Below are 21,089 nucleotides of genomic sequence, written 5' to 3'. Positions count from 1 at the left end.
TGGACATTGTGGGCTAAAAATGCTCAGTGATGAGAAGGTACATTTACATCATGTTGATGGAAACCATAACAATTGGAAACCTAAAAACCTTCTAGTAATTCACTTTCATCTGCCACGATTATATTCATAAGAGCAAAAGCAAAAGCTAAGAACATCGGAAGCTGGGTGCGGTGAAAGCTGCACGCCCAGATTTAACAGAGAGGGGCGGGAAATAATATTCCCCCTCGACTCTACCAAAATGCAGCTAGAAATATCCTGAGTCGAGGATTGAGTACGGTAGGGCATACCGGAACTTTCATGCTAGACATGAGCAACGCTTTGGGAGATAAGACCTCTACTCGTGCTGGAGAAATCCTGGATGAGCAAGTCATATCTTTGAACAAAGAATCCCCGTGTCTTTAGACCGGGGAGTGTCAATTCCTCCTCCTGATAACTGATAATTTGTATACAGCACTTAGCCTCAACTGAGACTGTGAATTTAATGTGACATACTCTACACACTCACCTGAAAGGGAGTATGGGTTTCTCAGCGACTCTTCTTTGAAGACGTTGACTGAGCTTTGAAGCCCTATGCCCTAGGGTCTTTTGGAGATAGTTGACACTCTCCGCGTCTTTAGACGCGGAGATTCTATAGAGAGTTTCAGTCTATATCCCTCAGTTATCCCAGTTTCAGGCTTTGCCTTAAATATTTGGGTTCTTGCCCTGATTTCGTTTGCCCTGGCGGGCGAAATCATATCTGACAAGCGTAACTTTCCGAGAGTCCCTCGGTAGCTTTTTATGTCTTTAGTGACAATTTAATTGTCTCACGAATATGGATTAAAAGAATGCAGAATTTAGAATTTAGAATTACGTTTTGCAACGGGGATTTTACCCCGACGCAAAACCCGCTGCTTGTAGAAGCAGGGGACTTTAACCCCCAAAGGTAAATTAAAATTTGAAATTATTTCAAATTTTCAAATTAACGTCAATGCAGGATAAAGGAAAGCCTCTAGCCTTCATCCCTTGTCTAAAGCCCAAATGTGGCTGACTCAGGAAGCCACATTTTCAAGGGTTTTCGGCGTTCTTCCTTATAATTTTGAACTTTTTTAATAGGCTGCTTTTCAGCATTTAATTGAGTTACACCTATTGATTAGAATTATATCAGATACTTGGAGAGAAACCAAGAAAGTGTTCATTCCTCATCGACTAACATTGCTGATTTCGCTAGTTAGTCAAAAAAGTCACTCGCGCCTATTCATCTCATCACTTCCCTATCGGTTAGATGAGAGGCTTCTACTATTTAAGCTAAAATCTCATATTCACAATCAATTAATTTCTTGGTGGTGTCCGTCGTCTTTGCAGAAAATCGGGAATATCCAAAGAGGGTTTTTCTTTTGGTGGTTCTACAGATGGAGTGGGGTTATTAACAGGTTGTTGTAGTGGTGTAGGTCTTCTAGTGGTAGTAGTAGTGGGAATGGGAGTGACAACTCTAGGAGTAACAGTAGTTTGTGCAGATGGAGGTTGGATATCACCTGTAAATCCAGTCGCAATCACAGTAATTCTGACTTCTCCTTGGAGTCTGTCATCAATTACCGCTCCAAAAATAATATTGGCATTAGGATCAACCACTTCATAGATTGTTTCCGCCGCAGCATTAACTTCATGCAGGGTCAGATCACTACCACCAGTAATATTAAATACAACTCCTCTAGCTCCTTCAATAGAACATTCCAATAAAGGTGAAGAAATGGCGGCAATTGCGGCTTCTCTGGCCCTAGATTTACCCGAACTCACACCAATTCCCATCAAAGCTGATCCTGCATCTGCCATCACAGCCCGCACATCAGCAAAGTCAACGTTGACCAATCCAGGAATAGTAATAATATCAGAAATTCCTTGTACACCTTGACGCAACACATCATCAGCATAGCGAAAAGCTTCTTGCACAGGAGTTTGCTCAGGAATGACTTCCAACAGCTTATTATTGGGAATAATAATTAAGGTATCCACCCGACTTTTCAAGCCTTCAATTCCTTGTTCCGCTTGGCTAGTGCGTCTGCGTCCCTCAAAAATAAATGGTCGAGTCACTACACCAACGGTGAGAGCGCCCATTTCCTTGGCTATTTCTGCCACAATTGGGGCTGCACCTGTACCTGTACCACCACCCATACCAGCGGTAATAAATACTAGATCCGCACCTTCTAAAGCTGTGGCAATTTCATCACGAGATTCTTCCGCCGCTTTTTGACCAATAGCCGGATTTCCCCCTGCACCCAAGCCTCTAGTTAGTTTCTGCCCAATTTGCAAGCGACTAGGAGCGCCCGCTAAAGTCAGAGCTTGAGCATCAGTATTAATTGACCAAAACTCAACACCGGATACATCAGACTCAATCATGCGGTTGACAGCATTACCACCACCACCACCCACACCAATTACTTTGATGTTGGCAACACGGCCTGGCACAATTTCACCAATACCGCTATTTTCGAGAGAAATTCTCTTGCCATCTTTACCTTGAGCAAAGTTCATTCCAGAATTATTAAAGGGATTGCTTGAGTTAACTGCCAGAGAAAACCCTGGTTGTCCGGGATTTTGAGAGTTATAGATCAGCCCTTGGTTATTATCAAGTGTCATTGGATTTGTGAAAGGTAGATAAACGACTTTTTGCGGTGTGATTCACCTAAGAGTCAAATAATTGCCAAAATAAATTTTGGCACGCTATTTTATTTTTTTTACTATTCCCTAGCCTACATGATGGCAGGTGAGATGTGGCAATTTGTCCATGAGAGAGGTATAAAACCTCAGTTGCAGAGTCAGATATCCAGCCTGGTGCCTTCTAACTCTTTCTCCTTTGGGATTGTTGATTAGCTGTACAGTTTATGATACTAGCTGCTCATGTTGCTGACTCCCCCCCTATACTTTTTAAGAATAGTTCTAAAAAGTATAGACATTTATTTATCTCATCTTCTTTGTCAGCAGCAGATCACTTCAACAATAGCGTTAACTAAACTCAATACCTTCGCCATTTTTTGCTTTGTTGGGTTAAGCGACAGCGCAACCCAACGCTCATGTTGGGTTTCATCCTTCAACCCAACCTACGAATCAAGGCTTTTTTCAATTTGGCTAAGGTATTGCTAAACTCCTGGGCAGATCCCAGTATAACAACCCTATCTTTGGGCAAAAAGCTGTGATGACTGGTTGATATAAGATATTTAACTGGTTATTAACTGTTTGATAGAGCTTAAGCTTAGTCCTAGTAATAAGTTTTAATAACCTCCTGAATTTTTTTAGAATATTTTTTAGTTATTAATTTTACAACCCTTAGCATGATTTTTTAACTAACGGTTAAAAAATTCTATATCTATATGTATAATATATACCTAATTTACAAAAATATAAAATTAGCAACTCAAGTTACTAATTTAAAAGATTTGCCTATTCAGCTAGACAAAGGCCGAAGGGAGTAGAAAGAAAAAATGTTGAACTTCAACGGATTGGTGTTTTGTGCAGTGGCTCTGATTTCTTCATAACTAAGCCTGGATTTTTTTGATTCATTTGTACTAATGGAACAGCGGGATTTTTGATATCAATGTAATCTATATTACTAGGATTAACTTCATTCGGTAAACGGCGCATTTGTACAAGTGCTTGAATTTGCTCAGGTAATCTATTGCTAGGGCTGCCTAAATGCACAATTCCTAATTCAGTTTTCAAAATTAAATTTGTAGGATCTTGAAAATTAATTTCTGTCACTTTTAGAGAACTGTGACTGATAGCTTCATAAAGTTGAGTCCAGAATGGCTTGTATTGTGCGATCGCACCAATTACTATGAGTCGAGGTAATTTTGCTTTGGGGTTAATGGAGATATACCTTGATAAAGGCATCCACACGCCACTAGCATCCAGTAAACCTAGTTCATTTTGTTGATTAGCCATACCGCTATTTTGCAAACAAGACTTAACCTCAGAAGGCTTACCCGTGAATGAAGGAGTCAGAACACAACTGGTTATCCTTTGATTTTTGGTTATTTGGGCGATCGCTACTGGTACTCGTTCCTGGATTTCAATAATTAAACCAGGAGGTAATAACCGCCGTCTAACCGTAGCTTGGGCAATGTTCGGTTGTTTTCTTAAAGAATCAGCAATTAGGGAAGGTTCAATCCGCCATAAAGACTGGGGAGATGACAACCCCAACAATGAATAAATATCCTTTTGGGTCAAAACTTGACCACCAGATTTGATCACTATTTGCCCCGAATCCTTTAACACCCACATTGGTTGAATTGCTACCCAGAACAAAACCGAGGCCAATCCAGTGACAGCCAGCGTCCGCCAAATAGCCTGAAGAATTTTGAGTTGTCGCTGCCGACGCAATTTTTGGCGGCGTTGAGCTAAATTTGTCCGAGAAACTGATAATATCCCAGCCATTGTTTTCCTCTTGTAAATATCAGTCCAATTTATTCTGGATATTAAATTCGCTTATCTAGCAATTAAATTTAGCTAACATCATGGGTATTATGGAGAAAATTAGCTTTTAACAATAGTACCCAACGCATTGTAAATTCGGTAAAACTTTCCCACCTCATAAATTTACAGAAATATCCGGTAAGAGTAAAGCTCAGTCACTTTAGTGCTGAGATACAAGCGACACGAGCGAATTTACTCTTGATGGTGATGCTTTCACCATCAAATCCAAAAATATTTAATTTGTTAATTTTAAATATTGAACTATTCTGACGAGTTATCAATTTTGAAAACATCATGAGTATAGCTGGTAAGAGCATCCTCATCAGTAACTTCCTCAGACAAATTTACCAATAACGCCTGTACTCGCATTCGGGCAATATAAGGCCAACCGCCCTCAGACTCAATATCTCTGAGCAGCGAGTATAATCTTTGGCGATTATCAGGCAAATTTTCTTGAAACACTCCATCTCGAATTTCTTTGTGCAACTGTTCTAAATGACGTAACAAAGCCAGTAGAGAAATTACATCTCCACCGCAAGTTTGAGCTACATCTTTAACCGCACCAGAAATCGCTTGTAGCTGGCAGGACAAATCCCCAGATGTCCAATTTTGATCATGGTTCATGGAACGTTTTACTCCATAAAACTAATACGATACTGGAAAAGTCCCTAAATTGATCAATAAAAGAGTCAGATATCTTCAGATATAACGGTATGCACTGGAATGAGGAAGAAAAATTAGGTCAAAAGCCACCAGATAGCACTCGAGTTTCAATCCTGGCTCCTTCTTTCTAATTCCTGACTTCTGAATATATATCTTTCTAACTATTCTCAAGTAACAAGAATCCTTGATGGTAAGGTAGAGAAGGCTTTTCCATGATTTGTGCTGGATGACAGCCGAATTTAACCACTAGAGTGCTTTGATTTTGAGTTAAAAAAAATCGTATGATCTGGCTAATTTCCCTATCCAAACACTTTTGATGTATGTACTGACAACACATACATCATCCAGAATGGATGCGGTTCGCTGCTTAGTCTATGGTTTGAATTCCAGGCTCAGAAACGCAATGCGTTTAAGTGCGTTCAGTAAAACAGTTTGACAACTTAGATATTAATTTTTGAGATTGAGGTTAACCATGAGGTATCGCGCTTTAATTGTTGCTTTCTTTGCTCTATGCTTAGGGCTAATCACAGCTTGTAGTGATGCACCTTCTGCAAGCGTCAGTGATGTCCTCACCTACGAACAAATTCGCGGCACAGGGTTGGCTAACAAATGCCCCCAACTGACAGAAACCAGTCGTGGTTCAATTACTGTTGATCCTAATGTGACATACAGCATCAAAGAACTTTGTTTAGAACCAACCAGTTTCTTTGTCAAAGAAGAACCTGCTAACAAACGTCAAAAAGCAGAATTTGTATCTGGTAAAGTTATGACCAGATATACTTCTACCATTGACCAAGTACAAGGTCAGCTAACTAGCAATCCAGATCATAGCTTGACTTTTACGGAAGAAGATGGTCTTGATTTTCAAGCTATCACCGTTAAACTTCCTGGTGGTGAATTAGTACCTTTCTTGTTTACCATCAAAAGCTTGGTTGCACAAACACAACCTAATTTAACTAGCATTAACACATCCACTGACTTTGAAGGAACTTTTAAAGTCCCTTCCTATCGTGGTGCAGCTTTCTTAGATCCTAAAGGTCGTGGTGTTGTTAGTGGCTATGACAATGCTGTAGCTTTACCAGCCGGATCTGATAATGAAGATCTAACTCGTACTAATGTCAAGCGGGCAGAAATCCTCAAAGGTAAAATTTCCTTGCAAGTAGCCAAAGTAGATAGCACTTCTGGTGAAATAGCTGGGACTTTTGAAAGTGAACAACCTTCTGATACCGATTTAGGTGCAGGTGAACCTAAAGAAGTGAAGATTCGTGGTTTATTCTACGGTCGAATTGAGCCTCGCGCCTAAATATTGATACAACCTCATGGGAGTTTAAAATCCATAAGTATTTTGGTAATTTAGTAATCTAATATACCTCCATGAGTTTGGAAATGAACAACAATTCAGCAGTCACGAAAATTTATTTGTGGCAATGCCTTAACCAAGATGCACTCTGCATCTTGGTTTTTTTTGGAAAACTACGGTTGTTTAATTTCCACGTAAATTTACTGATTTAAAATTTTATTTTTTTTTGCTGAAAAGTTGGAGATGAATTTAATTATTTAATTACGTAATATTACTCATTCAATCAAGAGAAGACAGCAGATAAACAAAAATAATCGCAGCCCAAAGCTTGATCCTCATCAACTATTGCCAATTCTCAAGACCTATAAGCAAATCTCATAGTTAATTAGTTAAATTAGGCGCAATCCCGGTTTATTATTAGATTGCTAATTGTATATTTTAAGTTTATGACAGTTGTTTAATAAATTAGGAAGTATACTCAACTAATTTGAGTAAAAAAAATATCAGGACAATCTTGCCATTGCTAATTGTATTGTGCAGAGCATTTACGGCGATTTTGTCTGGACAAGATTTTTCTGTGATGTAGGATTTGCAACCATTCAGCCAAGAGCAGAAATAGTGACTAGTTTTAAAAGCGATTATATACCAAATATACTTGTTCAAGAACCAAAGTGTTATGCCTAATAAAACCACTGACGAAACATCTACTAACAAACTGAAACATGAAAATTCACAGTTGTTGCGAGAGTATCAGCAATCCCGTTCGGAAAGAGTTCGCAATCAACTGGTAAAACTCAATTTTGGACTAGCCAGAAAGGAAGCCCATTATTGGATTAATCAGTGTAATGAGAGCTATGAGGATCTTCTCCAGGTAGCCTGTATGGGCTTAATTAGAGCAATTGAGAAATTTGAACTTTCTAAGGGAAATGCTTTTAGTTCCTATGCGATGCCCTATATTCGTGGTGAAATTCAACATTATTTGCGAGATAAAGGCGTAACTGTGAGAATACCTAGACGGTGGTTAGCACTCCAACAACAAGCTGTTGGGCTTTCCCGTTCTCTGTCCGAGCAATATAATCGCCCACCGACTGATAGCGAATTAGCGGCTGCATTGGCAATTTCTCTGAGTGAATGGCAGGAAATTAAATTAGCATGGATTAACCGCGCTCCGTTGAGTTTGGATGTACCTATCCAAGATGGAGAAGAAGGCTCTACTTGTTTGGGTGAGTTAGTTCCAGATAGGAACTATCGCAGTTTTCAATTAGCCCAAGAAGACAAAATTAGGTTACAACAAGCCCTGACTCAGTTAGAACAGCGGACTCGTGACGTTGTTGAGTTTGTATTTTTCTATGATTTAACCCAAAAACAAGTAGCAGCACATTTAGGCATTAGTGTTGTCACAGTTTCTCGCCAAGTTAAAAAAGGCTTAGATATGTTGAAAAAGATTATGGGGGTGACGGAAGATTAGTTATAGAATAACCCGGTAAGCGTAAAACTCAGTCCCTTTAGGCTGAGATATAAGCAACTCGTGCGACTTAAGTCGCAGTCTTTTCTATAGTTTTTGAGAGCAGCTAATGGGTAAAAATTCGCATATTACAGCTACAGCCGCAGCTATTTTAGCAACCTTGGCACTGACTGGCTGTACGGTGGGTGAACCGCCAACAGCTACTAATACTGCCAGTCCTGCACCAACTCCTAGTCTTCAAGCAACTGCGCCGCAAACGACACAGCCACCATCTTTGGCTCAACCTTTTAATAATCCTCTGATATCTACCAAACCACCAGTGAGTCCTGGGTCAGTTGGTAGTTTGATTCAACCGACAAATGGCACAGAGCGGTTGGGTGTGGTACAGAAAGGACGAACAGACCCCTTTGGGCAAATTGTGGAGAAGATAGGTTCTAGAACTACTAAGCTACCAGGTGAAAAAATTGCAGTTCCTAAATTACCCCCTTTACCTACAGTAACTCAGCAAAAATCAATCAAGACAAAACCATCGCAGATAGCGCAGTTACCCAAAAAATCCCCACAGATAGCTATAAAACCAGTTTTACCGACTGTTTTAGCGGGATCTCTCCCCTCTCCTAAACTCAAAACTGTGTTACCAGTAGCACGACAGCCGGAAACCGCTAGAGCAGTGATTGTGAGTGGTGTAATCTTAATTGGTAAAGTACCTCAAGCAATTGTGAAAGTACCGAATGAGCCAACTAGTAGATATGTAAAACCAGGTCAAAGGCTGGTGAATGGGGTGTTAGTAAAACGGATTGAAATGAGCCAAGGTGCTAATCCTACCGTGATTTTGGAACAGTACGGTATTGAAGTTGCTAAACAAGTAGGGGAAAAACCTTCTAAAACATCTAAACCAGCAACTACAGCTTCTGTGGGTAATGGTATTTCTGTGATTAAGCAAGTTTGAAAATCTTGTGGGAGCAAAGAATAGATATGGTGACACAAGAGAAAATAGAGTTTGCTGGTTTACCCTTGGCTGTATATCGGGAAATAGCAGCGCATCTCCGGCAGGTGGTGGGGGTAGAAGTGGGATTAATACCGCAAACATCCTCAGAGTTTGATTACAACCAAAGTCAAATTTCTGGGTTATGGATTTCATGGACAGCAGCCGCTGATGAGGAAAGTCGGTCAAGGTGCAAGCAGATAGTGGCTTATTATCAAAACCGCTATGAATGTGGATAAAATTCAAGAAGGTAAGTTGCTGGTTAGCTAACAACTAACAACTAACAACTGTACGGGCGAAGCATTTGGAGAACTATTTTTGGCAATGACCGATAATTTATCTTCCAAATGCTTCGCCCCTACTAACAACTGACGACTAAACTTAGGTTAATAGCAGATGGCTGGGTTAAACTGACAAGCAAGTTAATGCAAAATATTAATTGGCTGCTCTTAGGTTTAGGCGTTATTTATAATGGAAAACTGGCAATTTCTGATACAGAAACAGGGAGACCGCACTTGGCGGACTTTAGAGTCGCCAAATTTAACGATTTTAGCGGATAATTACCGAGTTTTGGCTCGTTCTTATCTGAATAATATGGATGTTGATGTGCGAGTGACTTACATATCAACCCAGGAGGTTCCACCGAAACGGCGAATTCTCAAGCGATCGCATCGGACTAATAGTGAAGGATTGATGGCGGTAATTCCTTTTACCTACTTTAAACCAGGGATTTGGGAGTTACGATGCTCTGGAGATATTATGTCAGAGATGCTCGGTAAATCCTGGCAACATACTCTCCTTATCCAAGTATCACCCCCAGAACCTAGTCCCCAGTCTCTAACTCAACTGGCTGAGGAATCTGATCTGGCTTCAAATGCTGATACTCAAGTCAGTATAGTTATGAATCATGGAACTCCAGTCTGGTTTAAGGGGGAAACAACTGAGCAGATTTTACAAAACTTATTAGATTTAGCCTTACCTCAAGATGAACCTTTGCTGGACGAGGAGACTATTGAGAATGCTCCTACTTTACCGCCACCTTTAGCACTGAATTTGAGTTTAGATCAAGATACTTATGTTGCTCGTTGGGGAGACAATTTTATCATTCATGGCGATGTGGAAGTCAATGAAATAGAGAATCTGGAAGATGAGAGATTTGCCATGAATGGTGTGAGTCAGCTACGGCTAGAAATTACCCTGCGATCGCCTTCAGAATCAAGAATCCTTAACCACATAGATCAGCCATTAACAGATCAAGTCTTACCTTTTAGCTTTAGTACCCTGATTGATATTCCCCTTGATTGTGAATCTAAGTTGCTTTTAGCAGAGATTAATTTATATGGTGCATTAGCTGATGTTGGTGAAGTCATACTTTTAGCTAACCATACTTTCACAATTACAGCCGATATCACTGATTTACTAGCACTACAAACTTCTCGGTCGGATTACCGTGACTACTCTTTACCAGAAACTAATCCACCAGTTAAGCCCAAGCCCTCTGTCAAGATTCGGTTAGAACTTTTCAATGTGGCTAAAAGTCCCAAGTTAGCACAGTTTCACATTTTAAAGCCCTCCCCAAACCAACCTTTACCACCCCAAATTAAACCCCTGATATCCTGGCAATTTCTTTCACCACAGTTGCCAAATTTACCTCACAATCCCAGAAGTGAGATTAATACTGATTCGGAAACAGATTCCCTCACAAAAACCCTGGCTATTCACCCAATTGATTTGAAGAAGTTGGTAATTAAACCAGTTAATACTATTTTTCCCTACTTGAAACGATTAAAAGTTAAGCCTGTTCCAGGGAAAACAGCCAATGATCAGTTAAATGTTGAAAAATTAGCAACTTTGCAGAAATCCCCACAGCTACCGACTATAGTGACTTTACCAGCAAAAATACCAGAATTACCAGTAGATAATCTTCCGCAGTCCGATCAGTCTATGATTGATGATACATCCTATGCAGAATTAATAGCAGAGATTGTGGCGGGGGTGACTAAAAGTGAAGAATTAGATTTGGTGGATTCTCAGGAAAATTCTGTAATTATCCAGAGTGAAGAATTAGATTTGGTGGATTCTCAGGAAAATTCTGTAATTATCCAGAGTGAAGGATTAGATTTGGTGGATTCTCAAGAAAATTCCTCTCTTTTGCAACAATGGATAGACAGTCAAGGATACTTATTGACTGAAGCAGTTTTTCAAGAATCCTCAGACAATGATCTTGGGGAAGAAACTCAAACTGTAGATGTGGAAGTGCTGTTAAGTAGGGAAAAAGAAATTCAGGAAGATCCCATTGCTGACAATATTCCCTTAGAAATTAATAAACCGGAAACAGTCAATATACTGAATCCAATACCAACCGAGCCTGGATGGTTATCACAAGAAATAGTTATAGATGATTTGGTTATGGAATGGGATGCGGATAGCTGGAGTGATGAAGCTATAGCAGATCATCATTATTCCCCCCTACCGGAGAATGAAACTGCGGCAGATTTCTCTGGTGTGATGATGGAGTCTTTACCAACTCCCCAATTGTATTTATCAGAGGGTGAACTTGTCGCTGGCACATCTGTAATGGTGCGTGTAAAATTACCTGAAGTTTCATCTTCGGTAGTGGTTAAGTTATGGGTTGAAGATTATCAAACCCGGAGTCTACTAGATAGACCACATATCCTGCCAGATTTGCGTTCTAATGCCTGCGGAGAATGGGAAACAGCGATCTACCTAAAAATTCCTTTTGGCTGCTTAGAAATCCGTTTATCAGCGATCGCTCTCCATCAAACTACTCAGCAGGAAAGTGACAAATTCACTATCATCAAGACAGTAATTCCCCCTAATTTACCCAGGATAGAAATGGATGAAATGTTGGGAATGTAAACAGGTGTGTTAAAAATCTTGATAATTTAGCAAATAAGGGAGGATTTTGCAGTAAGCTCAATTTGAATTGCAGTAAGACTTTACAGGACTTTAATTCTATGTCAAGTTCATTTTTGCCTACTATTTTGGCTTATTCCTCCTTTTTGCCTTCTGTTTTCGTTCCCCTAACTGGCTTGGTTTTACCAGCAGTTATTTTCGCGTTTTTGTTTTCATACATTGAACGCGAAGATATTGCTTAATTAGGGTATGGGTAATTGGTTACTTAATTTTGTCACCAATTATCTATTTGAAAACAAACAAAACCGCCTATCTCATGGAGTTAGGCGGTTTTTATGGCGATTTTTGCAGAAGAAGTTCAAAAATGATAATCAAGCAAAAATCTAGTCTTTTGTATTTCTAATTGCTATCTTCTTCCAGAATAGTAGTTACCAGGTAGGTTAGGACAGAGATTGGTTAAAAAAGTCATCTTACAAAAGACTTTCAAACTTCCTATTCCCTGTTCCCTGTTCCCTGTTCCCTGTTCCCTGCTATAGCATTACATTGAAGAACCAATTCCTGAGTAAGATCCATAAAAGAAAATACCTACAACAGTAATTACACCTAAACCTGCAATCGTAGCGACGACCCACAGGGGAATTCTTCCACTTCCAGACACAGTTTTTTCCTCACTTACAAAAATTGTCAGTTGTCAGTTGTCAGTTGTCAGTTGTCAGTTGTCAGTTGTCAGTTGTCAGTTGTCGGTTGTCGGTTGAGAATATTCTTTCTGTAACTTGTTACCTATTACCTATTACCTATTACCTATCACCTAACTAGCAACTGACGTAAAAAAGTCCAGTTAGTTAAAGAAGTAACTGGAAAATAGAATTCCGAGAACGAAGACTAATAGTAGTCCCAGGTAAAGAGAGGTACGGTTTAATTCAACCGGTTGTTGATTAGGATTAGGCGTTCTTTCCATGATTAACTCCTAGCGTTGAATAAACTGCATTGAGGCGATCGCGCCCAAAAAGAAGACAGTAGGGACAGCTAAGGTATGCACCGCGATCCATCTAACTGTAAAAATGGGATAGGTAACTGGTTGATTGATGTTATTACCGCTAGTCATGATCTCAAATTATTTTCCAATAAAGGTTTCTACTTGTTTTTTTGCTTCAAAACGATTGCTGACAATTGGCACTTCTTGACGGACTTGAGTAAAATACTCATTAGGACGAGGTGTGCCAAATACATCATAAGCCAGTCCAGTGCTGACAAATAACCAACCTGCAACGAATAATGCGGGAATGGTGATGCTGTGAATTACCCAGTAACGAATACTGGTAACAATGTCAGAAAACGGACGTTCTCCAGTGGTACCTGCCATTTATTTCACTCCCTTATCAAAAACTATTATTGAGTTTATAAGAAAATAGGCTGAAAATCCCGGAATTAACCCCTAAAAATTTTTAGGCTTTTTAGGGAATAATTTCTTTTAAGCCGGGGGTGAAAGCCAATTAGAGGCTGTCTTCCTCCAGTGACTTGTGTTATACTAATTGTAACAGGAAAGGTAATCAACCTGTCTAAAAACCTAACTGCCTAACGGTAATCTGTGCCTTGACAATTAAATCTATGCGGTTCTACTGCATTGTTCTAGTTTCCTTCTAGCAGTAGGTAAAAGATTTATAGGGGCTAGACGAATCAGAATTTTGAAACAGGAAAGTTTCATCCTCAACAGGACTTGCAGTCATGCAACTACGGTCGGGCAGACCGAAAGTTAACGCTTGGGGAGAGTCCCACCTCTGACCTAGATAACGCAAGGAGTCTAGTTTAAGTGGTCTCGTTGAACCAAGAATCCCCGTGTCTTTAGACCGGGGAGTGTCAATATCCTACAAAGTTTAGACAGAGTTACAACTTACAACTTTCTTCTGGTGAATACATCCATTATTGGGTGTAATTACGCCGCTGGGGCTGCTGTTGCTGCTGTTTTGGGGTTATATTTCAGTAAAACACCGCGATCGCCAATTATAAAGCCTTGATCGGGGCTAAAAAATACAATTTTGTAAAGATTAGCTGCAACTGTCTCCACATCACGGTCTTTTTCCCAAGTTTTACCACCATCGGTGCTGCGAAGTAAATTACCGCTACCACCACCGATCCAAATTTCATCGGGTGTGCGATAAGCTAAATCGAGTAAACCCCAACTCGTGGATAACTCTGGATATTCTACCTCTAACCACTCTTCCGGTTTAGTAGGATCACTAAACTGAACTTGGCCACCTCGTGCTAACAACCACAATTGTCCATCGTTAGTAAAACCCATATTTTCTAAGCGACGGGAACTATTGCGGTTATGGGGTTGCCAAGCATTTTGTCCAGGTTCCCAAGTAGAATAAAAACTGCCTTTAGCAGAAACAGCGATATACTTACCATCAGGCGATCGCTCCAGAGTCCGCACCACACCAACGGCCGCGTCTAAATTAGCTTTCCAATTTTGACCACCATCTGTGGTTTGATAAATCGCTCCGATGTCGGTAGCCATTTCCGCTGTATTCTGACCTATTGCTGTAATGGCAATGGGGCTGCCAGGTAACTTTTCGCTTAAAGCAATCCGTGACCAAGACTTACCCTCATCAGTAGTATGGAGCAATAAAGAAGGTTCTCCAGCAATCCAACCTTCCTGACCAGAAAAACTAACGGAGTTAAAACGATATCTGGGATCATCCAACTCTAATTTTAGCGGTTGCCAAGTATCACCACCATCTTTAGTTTCTAAAAGAGTGGCATTACCACCCACCAAGTAACCATGCTGAGAGTTATTGGCAAAGCTAATATCTAACAACTTCGACTTTGTCGGGACATTAATCACCTGCCAAGGATTGTTGCTTATAGAAGGAACACTACTACACCCTATACAGGCGATAACTACTATTAACGCGGCAACAAAACTTTGCCACTTTTTCAAAATTGATTGCATCAGTATTACTGAGGGTTTCCAGTGGAGGTTTAATGAGATTTTCGCCGAATTGCGGTAAATAAAGATGGCGGTTTTTAATCTAGTCCGTAAAGACTAATAAAAAACAAGAAGCCAAGAGCCAAAGCCCCAAAAATCAAAATGTTCTTTTGAGTTGGTGTCAGGGTATTCACACCCAAACCGTAACCTAAGTTTTCCTTGAAACCAGAGGCAGTACCCGCTGGTCCAATATTCGCAAAAACAGTTTTCTTAGCTACACAAACTGGACAACGCCAATTTGTAGGTAGTTCGGCAAAAAGTGTTCCTGGGAGGACATCACTCTTGTCGTCTCCCTTCTCAGGTTCATAAACGTAACCGCAAGAGCGACACTCATAACGGTCTAACACTGGAGTTTCCATAGCTTGTTCAGCTTGTTCACTCATAGCTCGTAGTCTCGCAGAGGGGAATTTAAATATACGTTACAAATTATGACATAATTGCTGGACTTTTCTATCAACTCCCGGTCCCCTCATTTTTTTTGGAGTTCGAGAAATTGTCGAAAAACAGAAAATCTAGGTTGAGTAATGGTTTTATTGATTTCCGTTCTATAAAACTTACCCAAAATTATCAAGGTCTAGACACATCTGGACACCGATAATTTTGGCATTTACTTCCTGTTTCATTGAATTTTCCACATTTGCCATTTTTTACGGTTGCTGTGTCAAAATCAACTTATACATGAAGAAGTGCTAAAACTATATAAATTACAACTGCAAACTTGATTATGAGCGTCTTAATACCTCAGAAAATTTGATTATGAAAGAAGTCACTGCCAATTATGATGAATCATGGAAAGAAGCACTAAACGAGTATTTTGAAAGCTTCTTAATCTTCTTTTTTCCTGAAGTCCATCAATTAATTGATTGGACACAAACTCCTCGTTCTCTTGATAAAGAACTACAGGAAATCACGGCTTCATCAGCCACAGAAAAACGTATTGCTGATAAACTTTATCAAGTTTGGTTACTGGATAAACGAGTGATTTGGATATTGATTCACATTGAAATTCAAAGTCAATATGAAGTAGATTTTGGTGAACGGATGTATGTTTATAATTATCGTTCCTTTGATCTGTATCACAAACCTGTGGTTAGTCTAGCTGTTTTAGGTGATGAAAGTAGTAAATGGCGACCTAATACTTATAGTTATGCCATTGGCGGGTGTGAAGTTAGTCTTAAATTTCCCATTGCTAAACTGCTTGACTATGAATCGCGTTGGCAAGAATTAGAAACTAATACCAATCCCTTTGCTATCATAGTAATGGCACATTTAAAAACCAAAGCAACCACTGGGAATTTATCAGAACGGGAGCAATGGAAATGGACATTAGTTCGCGGACTTTATGAACGAGGATTAAATAAAGAGCAAATTGTGAAACTCTTTAAAATCATTGACATGATGATGACATTACCTGAGCAGTTACAGCAAAAGTTAGTCAAGAAAATTAACAGTTTTGAGGAGGAAAGAAAAATGCCTTTTATCAGTCCTACAGAACAAATGGCAATAGAACGCGGTAAGGAGATTGGTAAGGAGATTGGTGCTTTACAAAACGCTCGTAATTACATCACAACTGTTTTACAGGCTCGACTAGGTGAGGTTTCTTCAGAGATTACAGCATCACTGGCTCTGATTTCTAATCTATCTATTTTGGATGAAATGCTGAAACTGTCTATAACAGTTAATTCTTTAGATGATTTTAAACAGGCTTTAGAATCAGCAACATTGACATAATTAATATTCCTGGCCAATTATATTCGCCCTTTTATACTAAAAATGGCTGAATTGTTGGATTTTCTAGGTAAGGGTTTAGCTCATGCTTTACCCTTAAACATTTGTTTTTTTTGTGGAGTTATGTAGATAAAAAATCTTTAAATCTTTGTTATGAAAGAAGTCACTGCCAATTATGATGAATCATGGAAAGAAGCACTAAACGAGTATTTTGAAAGCTTCTTAATCTTCTTTTTTCCTGAAGTTCATCAATTAATTGATTGGACACAAACCCCTCGTTCTCTTGATAAAGAACTACAGGAAATTACGGCTTCATCAGCCACAGAAAAACGTATTGCTGATAAACTTTATCAAGTTTGGTTACTGGATAAACGAGTGATTTGGATATTGATTCACATTGAAATTCAAAGTCAATATGAAGTAGATTTTGGTGAACGGATGTATGTTTATAATTATCGTTCCTTTGATCTGTATCACAAACCTGTGGTTAGTCTAGCTGTTTTAGGTGATGAAAGTAGTAAATGGCGACCTAATACTTATAGTTATGCCATTGGCGGGTGTGAAGTTAGTCTTAAATTTCCCATTGCTAAACTGCTTGACTATGAATCGCGTTGGCAAGAATTAGAAACTAATACCAATCCCTTTGCTATCATAGTAATGGCACATTTAAAAACCAAAGCAACCACTGGGAATTTATCAGAACGGGAGCAATGGAAATGGACATTAGTTCGCGGACTTTATGAACGAGGATTAAATAAAGAGCAAATTGTGAAACTCTTTAAAATCATTGACATGATGATGACATTACCTGAGCAATTACAGCAAAAGTTAGTCAAGAAAATTAACAGTTTTGAGGAGGAAAGAAAAATGCCTTTTATCAGTCCTACAGAACAAATGGCAATAGAACGCGGTAAGGAGATTGGTAAGGAGATTGGTAAGGAAATTGGTAAGGAGATTGGTAAAGAGATTGGTGCATTACAAAATGCTCGTAATTACATCAAAACTGTTTTACAAGCTCGATTGGGTGAGGTTTCTTTAGAGATTACAGCATCACTGGCTCTGATTTCTAATCTATCTATTTTGGATGAAATGCTGAAACTGGCTGTAACAGTTAATTCTTTAGATGATTTTAAACAGGCTTTAGAATTAGCAACATTGACATAATTAATAGTTAAACGGGCGGTTTCTAACCGCGTCTACACAGGCAAAAGCCACACTATGGCTAACGCCACGCTACGCTATCGGCAAGCTCAGTGACCGCCTACGTGGGTTTCAAATCCTTGATTTTTCGTTAGTCCGCGCAGGCGGACTTTGTCTGTGTAGCCGTGACTTCTAGTCGCCGGGGCTTAAATTGACTCGCCGTAGGCATCATATATATTTAAAGTTTTCTGTCCTCTAAGAGGTTGTTTGAAAAGTATTAGATGAAACCGATAATCTCCAGAAACCTAACCCCCCTTCCCTACAAGGGAATGGGGGTTTCAAAGCCTCTCCCCGCGTCGGGGAGAGGTTTGGAGAGGGGTTTATTTATACATTAAAAACTTTTCAAACATCCTCTAAGTCCTATGTGGTAAAACCCCGAAATATCCTACTCAGGTGAGATTTTTTGGAAAAGAAATAAATATCTAACTTTTGGTAGATGTCAAGGTTTTTTATACTTAATATTATCGTTTTGGCAGAATTACTTACAAAAAGCAGTTTAATTTTATGACATCTACACTTGCTAACGGTTTGATTGCTGATGAGTTGTACCTCAACCCAGTCCTAGAACAAGTAGGACTCTATCTGAAAGATTTTGCAATACCTTGTCCATTTAAAAAAATATCCTAACTTGTCGCATAGATATAGAGCTTGACACTTATCAGTATTTGTGTCAAACTTGTGCGTATATAGTCTTTAACTAAAAAGTGTTACAGGTTGTGACACATCCTATCGCCTTCAAACATTATTTTAATACCAATAATTAATTAAATCCATGAATACTGTACTCAATTCTGCTCTGACGCTGACATATAACCAACTCAGCACCTTTGCTGGTTTAGATAATTTCTGGAATCTATTCGATACCGCTTTTGGTACACAATACAACCGCAGCGGTGCGGAAATTCTGCGTTTACAGTGGCTATCTGGTGATTTTGGTCAACTTCCGCAAGTTGAGATTTTAGATAGTAGCATTCTTGGCAATGCCAATGGGGCTTATGCCAGTAGCAATAATAAGATTTATTTATCAGCTAATTTTCTCGCAACTTCTACAGCAGAAGCTATTAGTGCAGTTCTGTTAGAGGAAATTGGGCATTTTATTGATGCTCAAATTAATCTCAGTGATAGTGCTGGAGATGAAGGGGAAAAATTCTCAGCCTTGGTGCAGGGGCAGAATTTAACAACTCAGGAATTAGACAGAATTAACACAGAAAATGATTGGGCAAATATTACTGTAGGAGGTGAACAAGTTGCTGTAGAGCAAAATACACCAATTGTTTTAACAGTGACAACAACCGCAGATCAAAATGATGGTAGTGCTACGGGTGGGTTATCCTTGCGGGATGCGATTTTAATAGCAAATGCTAATACAACCAATGATTACGTTATTGAATTACAAGGAGGACAAACTTATTCATTGATTTATACGACTACGGATATTGACAAAGCATCTTTACGTATTCAAGGAAATGCTACTATTCGAGCGGTAGGGAATCAACCCGCAATTATTGATGGAAGTCAATTAACATATACATCATATTACTATACCTTTGGTAATGACATTTTTAGGGTTCGCGCTCAGGGAAATCTCACTTTAGATAACATTACTGTTACCAAAGCAACTAGCACCGCTATTTATATCGAGTCAAATGCCTCAGTGTTGATGCAAAACAGTACCGTTAGTTATACTTCTGGTCCTTTTTCTTGGGCTTATGAGTGTCCAGGAATTGAAAACAACGGTACTCTTACTCTTCAAAATAGTAGTGTTCATGATAATACAGGAAATGGGATTATTAACTATGGGACAGCGGTTATTCGGGATAGTGATATTTATAATAACAAAGCCCTTGGAGAATTAATCTTTTCAGCAAATGGGGGAGGAATTCTAAACGATGGTTCAGTTGTTCTAGATAATAGTTGGATCTATAATAATCAGGGAGTTTTAGGAAGTGGAATTAGTAATGGGGGATCTTTTACTGGAATTAACAGTGTAATTAAATCCAATAGTGGTAGCAGTGGAATTCTTAATCGTGGTACACTTGATCTGATTAATACAGCTATTGTTTATAATAGTAGTGCTTTCGTGGAAGGGGCTGGACTTAATAATTCAGGTACTGCAAACCTCAACAATACGACAATTAGTAACAATACAATGTCAGGCTTTGAGGGAGGTGGGATTTATAATCACGGTATTTTAAATTTACTTAATAGTACCATTGCTAATAACACAGCTACTAGTGGTGGGGGAATTTATAGTCTTTCAGGCGGACAAATTACCCTTAAAAATACCATTGTTGCTGGTAATAACGCTAATTCTGGAAAAGATATTTATGGATCAGTTACAGGTAATAATAACAATCTAATTGGTAACTTGACGGAAGCAAGTGGAACTGTTGGTACAGGAACAGATATTGTTAATCCTAATCCTGGACTGGGAACATTACAGTACATTGGTAATACCTATATTCATCCCTTACTTGCGGGTAGTCCTGCCATCAATGGGGGCAATAATTCCTTAATTGCTGCTGATACACAAGACCTTGATTCTGATCAGAATACAACTGAAATAATACCATTTGATCAACGTAATTTACTCCGAATTTTCGGAACTACTGTTGATATTGGTGCTGTAGAAATGTCTAACGGAAGTGGCACAAATATTTTGCCAGAAGTTGAGGGAAATAATACTTTTGCAACGGCTCAAGTTATTGCTAATACAAGTTTTAATCGTCAAGTAGTCGCCGATATTCAAGATTTAAACGGCAGTAATATTTCCACAACTTATGATCACGTTAGTATTCTGGGAACAGGAGATGGCACATTTGATTTATATCGGTTTAATGCGCTTGCAAATACTCAGTTAGTTTTCGACATTGACAACAATAATTTTGATACCATACTGCGACTGTGGAATCCCAATAATAACCAATTATTAGCACTTAATGATGATGGTATAGAAACCGGAAATACTGGTAACAGCACAGCATCATTTCTCACCTATAAAACACTAACAACAAGTGATTATGTCATTGGTGTTTATCGCTATTCGTCTTCTGCTTTAACACCTCCAGCAACAGGAGATAGTTACACCCTACATCTTTCGATGTTAAATGATGCTGTTTTTACCCCAATTGAATCAGCAGGCAATACTAAGTTAGTCAAAGATGCAGCCAACAAATACTTTACCCAAGTCGGAACAAATACCCCAATTGCTATTAAAAATGGTGGACAACAAATCTACCAAGATATCTACGGTTCAGGATGGCAAACGATAGCCGCAGAAACTGTCAATGGGGATAATCAAGTTCTTTGGAAAAACGTTTCTGGAAACTATCTGCATATTTGGCATTTAGATAATAACTGGAATTGGGTTTCTTCTCAAGGAAATTGGGGATTAAATTCGGCAGAAGCTTTAACTCAAGAAACTAACTTTGCCATA

General features: G+C 39.1%; 19 protein-coding genes and 1 pseudogene. 11 read left to right on the top strand and 9 right to left on the bottom strand.

The window, feature by feature from the left end; all coding sequences use genetic code 11:
- Positions 1-234: 234 nt before the first annotated feature.
- Positions 235-402: pseudogene (locus FJR09_RS25100) on the top strand (RNA-guided endonuclease TnpB family protein); the annotation flags it as partial.
- A gap of 906 nt (positions 403-1,308) precedes the next feature.
- Here FJR09_RS25100 and ftsZ read toward each other — a convergent pair.
- The 3 genes from ftsZ to FJR09_RS08380 all read right to left on the bottom strand — a co-directional run bounded on the left by ftsZ (position 1,309) and on the right by FJR09_RS08380 (position 5,070).
- Positions 1,309-2,613 (bottom strand): cell division protein FtsZ, encoded by a 1,305-nt coding sequence (gene ftsZ / locus FJR09_RS08390; protein ID WP_168651808.1) that lies wholly within the window; start codon positions 2,611-2,613, stop codon positions 1,309-1,311.
- A gap of 852 nt (positions 2,614-3,465) precedes the next feature.
- Positions 3,466-4,407 carry a cell division protein FtsQ/DivIB gene (locus tag FJR09_RS08385; protein ID WP_015081473.1) on the bottom strand — a complete coding sequence of 314 codons (942 nt, stop codon included), beginning with the start codon at positions 4,405-4,407 and terminating at the stop codon, positions 3,466-3,468.
- Positions 4,408-4,707: 300 nt separating this feature from the next.
- Positions 4,708-5,070 carry a hypothetical protein gene (locus FJR09_RS08380; RefSeq protein ID WP_168651806.1) on the bottom strand — a complete coding sequence of 121 codons (363 nt, stop codon included), beginning with the start codon at positions 5,068-5,070 and terminating at the stop codon, positions 4,708-4,710.
- 511 nt (positions 5,071-5,581) lie between these two features.
- Here FJR09_RS08380 and FJR09_RS08375 point away from each other — a divergent pair.
- From FJR09_RS08375 to psaI, 6 genes are all read left to right on the top strand, one after another.
- Positions 5,582-6,412, top strand: coding sequence for a photosystem II manganese-stabilizing polypeptide (locus FJR09_RS08375; RefSeq protein WP_015081475.1), 831 nt, complete (start codon positions 5,582-5,584; stop codon positions 6,410-6,412).
- Positions 6,413-7,085: 673 nt separating this feature from the next.
- The gene (locus FJR09_RS08370) at positions 7,086-7,877 is read left to right on the top strand and encodes an RNA polymerase sigma factor SigF (protein ID WP_041458140.1); all 792 of its coding nucleotides are present in this window, start codon (positions 7,086-7,088) and stop codon (positions 7,875-7,877) included.
- A 106-nt stretch (positions 7,878-7,983) separates the two neighbouring features.
- Positions 7,984-8,823: a hypothetical protein gene (locus FJR09_RS08365; RefSeq protein ID WP_015081477.1), complete on the top strand. Its 840-nt coding sequence runs from the start codon at positions 7,984-7,986 to the stop codon at positions 8,821-8,823.
- A 26-nt stretch (positions 8,824-8,849) separates the two neighbouring features.
- A complete protein-coding gene (locus tag FJR09_RS08360) occupies positions 8,850-9,098 on the top strand; it encodes a hypothetical protein (protein WP_015081478.1) in 249 nt (82 codons plus the stop codon).
- Positions 9,099-9,330: 232 nt separating this feature from the next.
- Complete coding sequence (locus FJR09_RS08355) at positions 9,331-11,739, top strand: hypothetical protein (protein WP_015081479.1); 2,409 nt, start codon at positions 9,331-9,333, stop codon at positions 11,737-11,739.
- 98 nt (positions 11,740-11,837) lie between these two features.
- A complete protein-coding gene (gene psaI / locus FJR09_RS08350; RefSeq protein WP_015081480.1) occupies positions 11,838-11,978 on the top strand; it encodes a photosystem I reaction center subunit VIII in 141 nt (46 codons plus the stop codon).
- Between the two features lie 296 nt (positions 11,979-12,274).
- Here the strand turns inward: psaI and FJR09_RS08345 are convergent, their stop codons facing one another.
- The 6 genes from FJR09_RS08345 to FJR09_RS08315 form a co-directional block, all read right to left on the bottom strand.
- The gene (locus FJR09_RS08345; protein ID WP_015081481.1) at positions 12,275-12,394 is read right to left on the bottom strand and encodes a photosystem II reaction center protein J; all 120 of its coding nucleotides are present in this window, start codon (positions 12,392-12,394) and stop codon (positions 12,275-12,277) included.
- 180 nt (positions 12,395-12,574) lie between these two features.
- Entirely contained in the window at positions 12,575-12,694 is a 120-nt protein-coding gene (locus FJR09_RS08335) for a photosystem II reaction center protein L (RefSeq protein WP_015081482.1), read from the bottom strand.
- A gap of 9 nt (positions 12,695-12,703) precedes the next feature.
- Entirely contained in the window at positions 12,704-12,841 is a 138-nt protein-coding gene (psbF, locus tag FJR09_RS08330) for a cytochrome b559 subunit beta (RefSeq protein ID WP_010997987.1), read from the bottom strand.
- A 9-nt stretch (positions 12,842-12,850) separates the two neighbouring features.
- Positions 12,851-13,099, bottom strand: coding sequence for a cytochrome b559 subunit alpha (gene psbE / locus FJR09_RS08325; protein WP_015081483.1), 249 nt, complete (start codon positions 13,097-13,099; stop codon positions 12,851-12,853).
- A gap of 570 nt (positions 13,100-13,669) precedes the next feature.
- Positions 13,670-14,689, bottom strand: a complete 1,020-nt coding sequence (locus FJR09_RS08320) for a photosynthesis system II assembly factor Ycf48 (protein ID WP_168653193.1) — start codon at positions 14,687-14,689, stop codon at positions 13,670-13,672.
- A gap of 74 nt (positions 14,690-14,763) precedes the next feature.
- Entirely contained in the window at positions 14,764-15,108 is a 345-nt protein-coding gene (locus FJR09_RS08315) for a rubredoxin (protein WP_148765259.1), read from the bottom strand.
- Between the two features lie 373 nt (positions 15,109-15,481).
- On the opposite strand from FJR09_RS08315, the gene FJR09_RS08310 reads away from it, so the two are divergent.
- From FJR09_RS08310 to FJR09_RS25095, 4 genes are all read left to right on the top strand, one after another.
- A complete protein-coding gene (locus FJR09_RS08310) occupies positions 15,482-16,456 on the top strand; it encodes a hypothetical protein (protein WP_168654061.1) in 975 nt (324 codons plus the stop codon).
- A 150-nt stretch (positions 16,457-16,606) separates the two neighbouring features.
- The gene (locus tag FJR09_RS08305) at positions 16,607-17,617 is read left to right on the top strand and encodes a hypothetical protein (RefSeq protein WP_168654060.1); all 1,011 of its coding nucleotides are present in this window, start codon (positions 16,607-16,609) and stop codon (positions 17,615-17,617) included.
- A 540-nt stretch (positions 17,618-18,157) separates the two neighbouring features.
- Complete coding sequence (locus tag FJR09_RS25810; protein ID WP_256369494.1) at positions 18,158-18,280, top strand: hypothetical protein; 123 nt, start codon at positions 18,158-18,160, stop codon at positions 18,278-18,280.
- A gap of 145 nt (positions 18,281-18,425) precedes the next feature.
- Positions 18,426-21,089: choice-of-anchor Q domain-containing protein (locus FJR09_RS25095; RefSeq protein WP_305791043.1), on the top strand; the 2,664-nt coding region annotated here is incomplete at its 3' end.

The sequence above is a fragment of the Dolichospermum sp. UHCC 0406 genome, assembly GCF_009712025.1.
GTDB lineage: Bacteria > Cyanobacteriota > Cyanobacteriia > Cyanobacteriales > Nostocaceae > Dolichospermum > Dolichospermum lemmermannii.
Note: the sequence above shows the minus strand (reverse complement) of the source record. Positions and strands in the feature narration are given on the sequence as shown.